This window comes from Pseudoalteromonas sp. HM-SA03 (assembly GCF_002289345.1).
GTDB lineage: Bacteria > Pseudomonadota > Gammaproteobacteria > Enterobacterales > Alteromonadaceae > Pseudoalteromonas.
Map to the genome: position 1 here is coordinate 172,223 of NZ_NSDG01000061.1, position 10,352 is coordinate 182,574.

General features: G+C 44.2%; 11 protein-coding genes and 1 pseudogene. 2 read left to right on the forward strand and 10 right to left on the reverse strand.

Going from position 1 to position 10,352, the window contains the following annotated elements; all coding sequences use genetic code 11:
- Positions 1-39 precede the first annotated feature (39 nt).
- From CKO50_RS13435 to CKO50_RS13465, 7 genes and pseudogenes are all read right to left on the reverse strand, one after another.
- Positions 40-732 (reverse strand): M15 family metallopeptidase, encoded by a 693-nt coding sequence (locus tag CKO50_RS13435; protein WP_095728566.1) that lies wholly within the window; start codon positions 730-732, stop codon positions 40-42.
- On the reverse strand, positions 725-1,852 hold the full coding sequence (gene dapE, locus CKO50_RS13440) for a succinyl-diaminopimelate desuccinylase (RefSeq protein WP_095728567.1): 1,128 nt from the start codon (positions 1,850-1,852) through the stop codon (positions 725-727). Before dapE ends, CKO50_RS13435 begins: the two co-directional genes overlap by 8 nt.
- Positions 1,852-2,199 (reverse strand): ArsC family reductase, encoded by a 348-nt coding sequence (locus tag CKO50_RS13445; protein ID WP_039497426.1) that lies wholly within the window; start codon positions 2,197-2,199, stop codon positions 1,852-1,854. Before CKO50_RS13445 ends, dapE begins: the two co-directional genes overlap by 1 nt.
- Entirely contained in the window at positions 2,196-2,708 is a 513-nt protein-coding gene (locus CKO50_RS13450; protein ID WP_095728568.1) for a PTS glucose transporter subunit IIA, read from the reverse strand. Before CKO50_RS13450 ends, CKO50_RS13445 begins: the two co-directional genes overlap by 4 nt.
- Complete coding sequence (locus CKO50_RS13455; protein ID WP_095728569.1) at positions 2,705-3,085, reverse strand: ACT domain-containing protein; 381 nt, start codon at positions 3,083-3,085, stop codon at positions 2,705-2,707. Before CKO50_RS13455 ends, CKO50_RS13450 begins: the two co-directional genes overlap by 4 nt.
- A 157-nt stretch (positions 3,086-3,242) precedes the next feature.
- A complete protein-coding gene (gene pta / locus CKO50_RS13460; protein ID WP_176474664.1) occupies positions 3,243-5,390 on the reverse strand; it encodes a phosphate acetyltransferase in 2,148 nt (715 codons plus the stop codon).
- Between the two features lie 2 nt (positions 5,391-5,392).
- Positions 5,393-6,582: pseudogene (locus CKO50_RS13465) on the reverse strand (acetate kinase).
- Between the two features lie 152 nt (positions 6,583-6,734).
- Between CKO50_RS13465 and yfbV the strand changes: the two are divergent.
- The gene (yfbV, locus tag CKO50_RS13470) at positions 6,735-7,172 is read left to right on the forward strand and encodes a terminus macrodomain insulation protein YfbV (RefSeq protein WP_095728571.1); all 438 of its coding nucleotides are present in this window, start codon (positions 6,735-6,737) and stop codon (positions 7,170-7,172) included.
- Between the two features lie 67 nt (positions 7,173-7,239).
- On the opposite strand, the gene rlmA is transcribed toward yfbV, so the two are convergent.
- The 3 genes from rlmA to xthA all read right to left on the reverse strand — a co-directional run bounded on the left by rlmA (position 7,240) and on the right by xthA (position 9,549).
- A complete protein-coding gene (gene rlmA / locus CKO50_RS13475) occupies positions 7,240-8,040 on the reverse strand; it encodes a 23S rRNA (guanine(745)-N(1))-methyltransferase (RefSeq protein ID WP_095728572.1) in 801 nt (266 codons plus the stop codon).
- Complete coding sequence (locus CKO50_RS13480; RefSeq protein WP_095728573.1) at positions 8,037-8,660, reverse strand: energy-coupling factor ABC transporter permease; 624 nt, start codon at positions 8,658-8,660, stop codon at positions 8,037-8,039. The genes rlmA and CKO50_RS13480 overlap by 4 nt, the downstream gene beginning before the upstream one ends.
- Positions 8,661-8,739: 79 nt before the next feature.
- Complete coding sequence (xthA, locus tag CKO50_RS13485; protein ID WP_095728574.1) at positions 8,740-9,549, reverse strand: exodeoxyribonuclease III; 810 nt, start codon at positions 9,547-9,549, stop codon at positions 8,740-8,742.
- A gap of 265 nt (positions 9,550-9,814) precedes the next feature.
- On the opposite strand from xthA, the gene CKO50_RS13490 reads away from it, so the two are divergent.
- The gene (locus CKO50_RS13490; RefSeq protein ID WP_095728575.1) at positions 9,815-10,249 is read left to right on the forward strand and encodes an exonuclease III; all 435 of its coding nucleotides are present in this window, start codon (positions 9,815-9,817) and stop codon (positions 10,247-10,249) included.
- Positions 10,250-10,352 lie beyond the last annotated feature (103 nt).

Consider the following 10,352-nt stretch of genomic DNA (forward strand, 5'->3'; position numbering starts at 1 on the left):
AATTCAATTGGTATAAGTAACTTAAGCTCGGATCAGTTGTTATGGCTGCGCTACATTGGTGATAAATTGCTGATGTAGTGCACTGAGATTCGCCAATATTGCGTCTTTACCTTTGATATCGCTGCGTTTCAGCACGGTATCAATCGCATCAACGGACTGCAACGTGGCAAGTTTTGATGCCGTTAGCTGATGGCTAATATGCCAAGGCTCCGCAGCAACTCCCCCTCGATAGCAATCATAAGGCCGGTAGAAACCAAAAGTTGCTAAATGCGCATCAAGCCACAGCGAAAATTCGTGCTGATGTCCATCTTGCTGGTATTCCCATGGTTCTAGTTGTATTGATTGTCCTGTCGGTACAAGGTTTTTGGCGAACACATCCAGATCAGTACCGAAATGGTGGCGGCTAGCACTAGGTAGGGCGGAGAACAACATAATTGCTTTTACTTTGTCGATGTCTGAGAGATTACTCAGTTCTACCTCTTGGTTAGAGATATCAAAAACAGGACGGTGCATCGTAAACTTGCTATTCCAAATCGCTTTTTGCCTTTCAAATCCTCGATATGCGGACGCCATGTAGAACTCAAAACCTGCCTTTTTGGCAGCTTTGGAGAGGGCGCTGAGATCGGAAACGATTGCGCTATGCACATGACGACCATGGTAAAAAACCAGATGTGATTCATTAACGCCACAAGCGCTGCATTCAGCGCTTGTAAGCATATAGCGGCTAGGCAAGTAACTTCTCCAAGATCTTTTCATAGACTAAGGCTAATTGGTCTAAGTCTTTGCAACTCACGCATTCATCGACTTGATGGATTGTGGCATTAATTGGACCAAGCTCAATTACTTTACATCCCGTTTGGGCAATAAATCGGCCATCCGATGTGCCACCTGAAGTTTCCGGTGTGGTTTGCCTTCCCGTCACTTCTTTGATGGCTGCAATCGTCACATCGAGCAATGGACCTGGCTCTGTTAAAAACGGTAGCCCATTCAGTATCCAATTAAGCTCATAATCAAGTTGATGCTTGTCTAGAATAGTAATAACACGTTGTTTGAGCTCATCGGCTGTAACTTCGGTGCTAAAGCGAAAGTTAAACTGAACTTGCAAAGAGCCCGGTATCACATTGCCAGCCCCAGTTCCGCCATTGATATTGGACACTTGGAAGCTTGTTGCGGGGAAAAATGCATTCCCTTGATCCCACTCGGTCTGACTGAGTTCAGCAATCGCCGCTGCAGACAAGTGAATGGGGTTTTTAGCAAGGTGAGGGTAGGCTACGTGACCTTGTTTTCCAATCACTTTTAGGTGTCCGGTGAGTGAACCGCGACGACCATTTTTTACTACGTCGCCAAGCTCATGGCGTGATGAAGGTTCACCGACTAAGCACATATCAATTTTTTCGTTTCGGGCTTCTAATAAATCTACAACTCGAGTTGTGCCGTTCACGAAAGGGCCTTCCTCGTCAGAGGTTATCAGAAAAGACAATGATCCTTTGTGGTTGGGGTGTTTTTCGATAAACCTCTCCGTTGCCACGACCATAGCTGCAAGTGAGCCTTTCATGTCAGCAGCTCCGCGTCCATGTAACATGTCATTTTCAATCACAGCAGCAAATGGCGGATGTTGCCATTGACTCTCGTCACCAACTGGTACTACATCTGTGTGTCCAGCAAAGCAAAAATGTGGTCCGCTGTTGCCTTTTCGTGCCCAGGTGTTGAGCGTATCAACAAAGAAGTGTTCTTCGATGGTAAAGCCAAGCTTTGCCAAGCGTTCATTTATTAATTGTTGGCAACCAGCATCATCAGGTGTAACAGAAGCCCTTTGGATCAGAGCTTGAGCGAGCTTAACTACTTCGCTCATTAGGCAAAAATCTCATCATACTGTGCAGCTTTAAAACCCAAGTGATATTGACCTTGGTACTGCAAAATAGGGCGTTTTATCATGGCTGGTGCCGCCAAAAGGTGTTGCTTCGCTGACTGCGCATCGAGATTTTGTTTTTGTTCTTCGCTAAGAGCTCGGTATGTGGTCCCGCGTTTGTTTAACACGTTTTCCCAGCCAAGTTGGTCAATAAAAGCGGTGAGTAAAGCTTCGTCTAATCCATCTTTGCGGTAGTCGTGAAAGGTGAATTCGATATTGTTGTCTTGAAGATATTTTTTGGCTTTTTTAATGGTATCGCAGTTGCTGATCCCATACATGGTGATAGTCATAAAGCACACGCCCTTGCAATTGTGATTATCGGCTCTTTGGCCGCAGATACTTGTTTTAAAGGATAATAACACGCACCAAGCTTTTGTGCATTGAGTAGCACAATGGCGGCCATGGTTTTTGCTTCACTAAGTGGAATATCAAAAAAGCATAGCGGCTCTCCAAGCTTTATCGTGGTTTTGCCAAAGCTGTTTGCTTTGAGGTATTCGGGCTTGGAAAACTCATTGCCGATTTCTAAGCTCAGTAACATTTTCAAGCCGTTATTGGCGTGTAAAATGTATTCACAGTTATTTTTTCTGATCTGGATCAGTTTTCCGTTACAAGGAGATAGCAACAAAGGCACGCGCATTTGTACGCAAACGCCAATTCCTAACATACCAGACGCAATCGCCGCGTTTGGATGCGCACTTAGCGGTAAGACTTTGCCAGAAAAAGGACTTGGAATATGCGCAATCGGGTTTGCGATTTGGGAGATTGGCCGATATTGGATTGGTGGTGAGAGTTCAATCAAAGTAATAAATATCCATCTTTTTTGAGCGCTAGCATCGCTTGCTGGATTTGGCTTTCTTTTACCAGAATATAATCGGTATCGTACGTTGATAAGGTAAAAATAGAGACGTTGGACTTTGCTAGCACACCAGAAATATTAGCCATAATACCCGTCAGCGAAAACCCCAGCGGGCCAACGACTTCCAATGCCCTCCAATGACTTTCAGCCGCGAGGCTACTGACTGCGATATCTGACGCGCAAACGATAGAGAGTTCATCCTCAGTTTTGGCAATAAAAAAGATTTCACTGTTTAACACTGCTTGTGGAACAGCGTCATCGCAATCCAAGCTATGTATCGTAAATTCTTGTTTGAGCAATTGCAGCGTTTGCTTTGACATTACCAACCCTTGTTTTTGGAAAAATACCAATTGGTATAATTCATAGTATAGCGAAGTCAATTTAAAGACCAGAGCGTTCGCCCGAATTCTAGGCAAAAGAAAGGATTAGTGAGATGAAAAAGAAAAGGGCTCATGCATTGAGCCCTTGGTATAAAGATTATTCTTCGATTTGTGTAGCCTGAATAGCAGTCAAGGCAATGGTGTATACTATGTCATCAACCAAAGCCCCGCGGCTTAGATCGTTAACCGGCTTACGCATACCTTGTAACATAGGTCCGATGCTGACAAGTTCAGCACTTCGCTGTACCGCTTTGTATGTGGTGTTACCCGTATTTAGATCTGGGAAGACAAATACCGTTGCTTTACCAGCGACTTTGCTGTTTGGTGCTTTTTTACGTGCGACATTTTCCATAATGGCGGCATCGTATTGCAGCGGCCCGTCAATATCGAGATCAGGGCGTTTCTTTTGTGCGATCTCGGTGGCTTCACGCACTTTTTCTACGTCTGCACCTTGTCCAGATGTTCCTGTGCTGTAGCTGATCATGGCAACGCGAGGCTCAATGCCGAATGCCGCAGCGGAATCTGCAGATTGAATTGCGATATCGGCTAACTGCTCTGCCGTTGGATCTGGGTTAATTGCACAGTCACCGTATACTAGCACTTGGTCCGGTAGCAACATGAAAAATACTGAGCTTACCAACGACGCGCCTGGTGCCGTTTTGATTAACTGCAGTGGTGGGCGAATAGTATTGGCGGTGGTATTTACCGCACCAGATACTAAGCCATCAACTTGGCCTTCGGCTAACATCATGGTGCCGAGCACGACGTTATCTTGCAGTTGCTCTGCCGCAACGACCTCGGTTAGGCCTTTGTTTTTACGTAGCTCAACCATTGGCGCAATGTATTTTTGCAGCTCTTCTTCAGGAGATAAGATAGTCACGTTTTCATTCAGCTCAACACCTTGTTGCTGGGCGATGCGTTCAATCTCTTCTCTATCTCCAAGCAGTACGGTTTTAGCGATATTTCGCGCACCACAGATAGCAGCCGCCTTAATCGTTCTCGGCTCATTACCTTCAGGCAGCACAATGGTTTTGCTTGCACGTCTAGCTAAATCAGTTAGCAGATAACGAAACGCAGGAGGGGAGAGTTTGCGGATTTTACCGACCCCTTTAGCCAAACTTTCCAGCCACTCGTTATCGATGTGGCGGGCGTTGTGCTGCTTTACGCGCTCGATGCGCTGCTCGTCATCGCTTGGCACTTCCATATTGAAATTGTGTAACAGTAACGAGGTGCGCCAAGTATCAGCCTCAGTAGCGAGAATGGGCAGACCTGTATCCATCGCTTGCTCACATAAGGTCATGATCTTCTCTTCTGGTTTGAATCCACCAGTTAACAAGATAGCGCCAATCTTGGTGCCATTCATGGCCGACAAACACGCTGCTACTAGGATATCCGAACGATCGCCAGGAGTAACCAATAAGGCTCCAGGCGTAAAGTGATTAAGAATGTTCGATACCGTTCTTGCACAGAAAGTAACACGGCGCAGACGACGGTGTTCCATATCACCCGCATTGATGATTTCGGCTTTTAAATAATTGCTTAAGTCGATAACTCGCGGCGCAACTAAGTCAAAGTCCCATGGTATGGCACCTAAAAGTTGAAATGGGTGTTTTCTGAAAATAGGCAGCGATGCTAAACGATTCATCTCGTTTTCAAGCTCTTCTGGTTTGTATTGATCAACCAAATCGGCGCGCGCTCTGCCATCTTCATCCAGCGGTGCATTCACTTTATTGAAAATACAACCCAATACGCGAGGGTGGTTTACACCACCATAGTTGCCAGCAGCAATTTCTAAGCGGTCTTCAAGCTCGTCGATAGAGTCATTACCCGGCGTTAAGACAAACACGATATCTGCACCTAATGTTTGTGCAATCTCGCGGTTTACACGGCCAGCGTAAGGTTGACGACGGGTGGGAACCATTCCTTCAATGATGGCAACTTCATCGTCTTGTACTGTGCCTTCAAAGCGCTCCACAATTTCTTCCAACAAATCATCGCCTTTACCATCACCTATCATTTGCTCAGCGTAGCTCAGCTCAAACGGCGTAGGTGGGGCAATGGTAGAACCTTGCTGAACGATCAACGTTGACTTTTCAGGGCCGACTTCATCTTTGCGAGGTTGTGCAATTGGCTTAAAGAAGTTTACTTTTACCGCTTTTTGTTCCAGTGCTCGGACGATTCCTACAGACACCGACGTCAAACCAACGCCCGTAGAAATGGGAATAAGCATAATACGACGACCCATCATTACACTCCTTTAGCAAGCGTGGCTGCATCGTTGGCAATCACCCACTCTTCATTGGTTGGGATGACCATAGCGACAGGAGAGTGAGACTCATCAGTGATCACACCTTGATTACCAAAGCGTGCGTTGAGGTTACGCTCTTTATTGATATGCATGCCAAGGAAGTTAAGCTGGTTCACTACTTTTTCACGGATAATGTCAGAGTTTTCGCCAATTCCACCGGTAAATACAAGTGCATCTAAACCGTTTAGTGGTACCAAGAAGCTAGCAATTTGTTTGGCTAAACGATAACAGAAAATATCAAGCGCCAGCGTTGCTTGAGGGTGGTTTTCCTGTGCAGCTTCTTCAATCGTTCGGCAATCGTTAGAAAGCTCACTAATCCCTAAAAGGCCACTTTGTTTATTCAACAAGGTGTCAATTTGCTGTGTTGAATAGTTCAGGTGGTTAACTAAAAACGAGAACAAGCCCGGATCAATATCACCACTTCGGGTGCCCATCACTAGACCCTCTAATGGAGTTAAGCCCATGCTGGTGTCCAGCGATTTACCGTCTTTAATTGCGGTAACGGAACAACCATTGCCTAAGTGTGCGGTAATAATACGAGATGGCTTATCTTTTAAGCCTAAAATCTCGATGGCCTGCGCCGATACATAAGCATGGCTGGTGCCGTGGAAACCGTAACGTCTAACACCATGCTCACGATATAGTGAATAGGGTAGGGCATAAAGGTACGCTGTTTGATCCATACTTTGATGGAAAGCCGTATCAAAGACAGCAATTTGCGGTAGATGCGCAAATGCGGCTTGAGCTGCGCGGATACCTAGTAGGTTAGCTGGATTATGTAAAGGTGCCAGACTAGCNTAGCAGTGAGAACGGAGTCATCGATAATGACAGATTGTGTAAAACGCTCACCGCCGTGTACCACGCGGTGGCCGACAGCAACAAGATTTGCGTCTAACGCGAGATCTTTGATGAGTTTTACAAGCGTTGTGATCGCAACTTGGTGCGCATCACCACTATTGAGGGGCACGATTTCCTTGTTGCCTTGGAACTTATATTTAATTTGTGGTGATTGTTCAGCTAGGCGTTCAGCCAGACCTGATAATATCTCCTCTCCCGTTGCGTTATCGATGATTGCAAACTTAAGACTGGAGCTTCCACAATTAAGAACCAAAACATGCTGAGATGACATAATGACTTTCCGTTTTGACAATAACAGTTATTGCGTATTAAGCTTAAAGCTATAGCGCATATAAGCTACGCATTTAGACTAAGGTATAGTTGACAGTAAAGACGTCGATTTTACCTCATTTTTTATATAAAAGTTAGCACCTAGGAGTTATGATGCAAAAAAGTCTTATTTCGCAAGTGCAACTTGGACGTCAATACTCGAAAGAGTGGCCTATGCGCAAGGAATTAGCACCGTTGTTCCCCGAATTTAGGGTGATCAAGGCGACAGAACTTGCTTTAAATACAATGCCTATGCTGGCGGTGTTTACCCTGTTTTTGCAGACCAGCCAATTGGGTTTTCAATATCTGCCGCAAGCCATTGCGATTGCTTTGTTCTTTTTATCGCTTCCTGTCCAAGGGTTATTATGGCTTTNTGAAACGCCGTTAAATCCGGCTTTGTATTCTTGGTATACAGAACTGCATCAAAAGATGGTTGCCAATGGCTACGATACGCCCCTGTCCTCAAGAAAGCCTAGATATAGAGATTTAGCGCAATTACTAAAAGATATGTTCGATAAAATGGACAAAGCGTTTACGCAAGAAAATCTGTAGTTTCTGTTTTCCTGCCTACCAAGCAAGTAGGCAGCGATTTGCTCATAATGGGTGATCTGATGTTGGGTTACTTGCGCTGATATTGGTTTATCAAAAACGAGAGCGTGATTTCGATATGGTCCATCTTTTGTAATCTGTCGATGTGTTGTTGCTTAAATTTCCAAGCAAATGGCGTCATCATGATTAAGTGTTCAACGCACTCAAATTCCATTCTGTGTGTTTGTTGTAATTTAGTCCGTTCAACCAACTCAAACCCTTGTGGTGTTTCTGGTGCCTTGTGTAGCTTTACATTGTCATAAATCAGAGACTTGAGTTCGAATAGATGATGCTCGCCGGGTGAGACGACATACAAACTGCCTGATGGTTTGCATAGACGGGCGAGCTCCTCGGCGAACACTGGCGCAAAAATACTCACAATCACATCTGCAAATTCATTTTCAAAAGGAGCCTCTTTGATGGAGGCTACGCTAAATTCTACTTGAGGATAGCGTTTAGCGGCATAACGGACAGCAGGCTTTGCGATATCGACCCCGTAGACTTTGGCATTTTCGCAGCGATTTGCGATTTCATGGGTGTAAAAGCCTTCACCACATCCTAAGTCCAGCAGGGTAGCCGGCGCTTTTTCAGAGACGATTTGTGCAAGCCTATCACGTAGAAAATGATAATGATCGGTTTCGAAGAATGCTCGACGCGCTGCAACCATTTCTTGGTTGTCGCCCGGCTGTTTTGATTTTTTATTTTGTACGGGCAGTAAGTTGACATAGCCTTCTTTGGCAATATCAAATTGATGATTATTATTGCAGCTGTAGCTTGCACCACCTTGATATAAAGGTAGTTTACACAGTGGACAGAGGTAGTGGGAGATCATTTGTCTAAGTATTCCCTATCAAAAAAAGTTTTTACCCAATGTGGGCGATATGTAATGAGTAAGGTGATGGCCATGCCATTTAACATGGCTTCCGGGAACCACATTATCACAGCAAAATGGAGATAATTGTCTGCCAACTGATACCAAGTATAGGTATCGATTGCATAATAATAGAATGCGCTTAGAAGTATCTTTAAACAGCCCACCGTCCCTGCGAAAATAAACGCACAAACAAAAATATAAACGAAAAAGTGCCGCGGTAAATGGTGATAGCAAAGGGCAAAAAGCCCATAGCTTAAGTAGACAGGTATCAGTGCAGTGAATAGCCAAAAGTTGCTAAACTCCACCAAAGTAAAAGCACTAAAGTAACCATGGACGAGGCAGGACAAAGTCGCACTCAGCGCGCCTAGCCGCCAACCCAAAATTAACGTTACTGCGGTTATTCCAAGAATATGAATGTTCAACTCAGGTAAGATACCTGCTTTTATTTGCCAAAGGAATGTAAGCACGACCGCACAGCTAAATACACCAGTTTGTCTGGCAGGCACTTGTAACAATTGCTGATATTCTTTGCGATGAAAACTGAGTAAAAATAACCCAAGGGCAGCGATAAACGTCACGTTTCTATCCAGTTTTTAAGTTGGTGATTTTAGTATATGCCGAGCACTGAATTCAAAGTCTCGGCGGAAAAGCGGGCGATTAAATGTCGAAAGTTGCCCAAATAGGTGCGTGATCCGAGGGCTTATCAATTCCTCTCAATTCGTAATCTATGTCACTTTCAATACATTTCGCAGTTAAAGGAGCAGTTGCTAGAACCACATCTATGCGCAGACCTCGGTTATCATCAAACCCTTTAGAGCGATAGTCAAACCACGAATACTTTTCGGTTGCATCAGGTGTTAACTCTCTAAATGTATCTTTAAAGCCCCAATCTAGCAGTGTTTTTAACCATTCGCGCTCTTCTGGTTGGAACGAGCACTTACCTGTTTTTAACCAACGCTTGCGGTTTTGCTCACCAATACCAATATCTGCATCCAGTGGAGAAATATTAATATCGCCCATGACAACAAGGTTAGATTGAGGATCGGCAAAATCATTCAAGTGGGTCATGAGATCTGCATAAAATTGTCTTTTATACGGAAATTTAGTTTCATGGCTGATGTTATCACCTTGAGGGAAGTAACCATTCATAACGGTAACTTCGTTACCTGAATCGCTTTCAAACGTACCGCTGATCATGCGACGTTGTGATTCTTCAGTATCCGTTGCGAAGCCTTTTTGGATAGCTTTTGCAGGTTTCTTGGAGAGTAGTGCCACACCGTAATGCGCCTTTTGGCCATGGAAGTAAACATGGTAGCCAAGCGCTTCTACATCGTCGATAGGAAAAGCTTCGTCATGGACTTTAATTTCTTGTAGTCCAATGACATCAGGTTGGTGTTTTTCAATCAATGCCTGTAATTGATGCAGTCTAGCTCTGAGGCCGTTTATATTAAACGAAACAATTTTCATAGCGCTCTCTTTAGATTCTTGCTGTTATTTGGCAAAGTTTATCACTTAAAAACGAGAGGGTCAGCGCTTGGGTGAAATTACTTCTTCAGTCAGCTGACAAGCATGGTGTCAGTTGTTAAATTTTGCACAAGTTTAGCGTGAGGATAACGATAATTTTAGCTTAGTGTAAATAGATCATTAAATAACCAAAAATGCATGATTTAGCTGTTTACATATTCATCGTTGTAATTATAATCCGCGCCGAATCGTTCAATTAGGGTATATTATGCTTAAATCTCTCTCTTTCTTTGGTCTAGTTTCTTTGGTTTCTACAACGGCTTTTGCTTCACAGGTTGAGTTCACTCAAGCTGACGCATCACCAGCGACAAAAGTATGTGCTGTTGCAGCTGAGCAAGGTTTCAGTGCAGCGCGTAAAGAAGCTGCATCACTAGGCCTATTTATTTCTCGCTTCTCACCAAGCATCCACTGTAACGGTGAAGATATCCGTGAGTTTGCAAAAGCGGCAAAGCGCTCGCAAAAGCAAGAAAAGAAAGTTGAGCTAATCGCTGAAAAAACAGATACCGCGACTGAGTTATGCTTAGATGCTGTACGTCACGGCGTTAATCACCTACGTTTGAATAACCAACAGGTTCGCAACTTACGTTGTAACGATATGCCTGTTAAGCAATTTGTAAGAGAATTCAGAAACGCAGCAATTTAATCAAATTGATGTGAATAGAAGGGGCGTTAAGCCCTAATGCTGATCAGTTAAGGCGTTTATCGGTTGACCGATCAAAATGATCATGCACAATCCGTAGTTAGGC

Coding starts and splice junctions, on each gene's coding strand:
- dapE (WP_095728567.1), bottom strand. CDS start 1,852: ATGAGCGAAGTAGTTAAGCTCGCTCAAGCTCTGATCCAAAGGGCTTCT.
- CKO50_RS13445 (WP_039497426.1), bottom strand. CDS start 2,199: ATGACTATCACCATGTATGGGATCAGCAACTGCGATACCATTAAAAAA.
- CKO50_RS13455 (WP_095728569.1), bottom strand. CDS start 3,085: ATGTCAAAGCAAACGCTGCAATTGCTCAAACAAGAATTTACGATACAT.
- pta (WP_176474664.1), bottom strand. CDS start 5,390: ATGGGTCGTCGTATTATGCTTATTCCCATTTCTACGGGCGTTGGTTTG.
- rlmA (WP_095728572.1), bottom strand. CDS start 8,040: ATGATCTCCCACTACCTCTGTCCACTGTGTAAACTACCTTTATATCAA.
- xthA (WP_095728574.1), bottom strand. CDS start 9,549: ATGAAAATTGTTTCGTTTAATATAAACGGCCTCAGAGCTAGACTGCAT.
- CKO50_RS13490 (WP_095728575.1), top strand. CDS start 9,815: ATGCTTAAATCTCTCTCTTTCTTTGGTCTAGTTTCTTTGGTTTCTACA.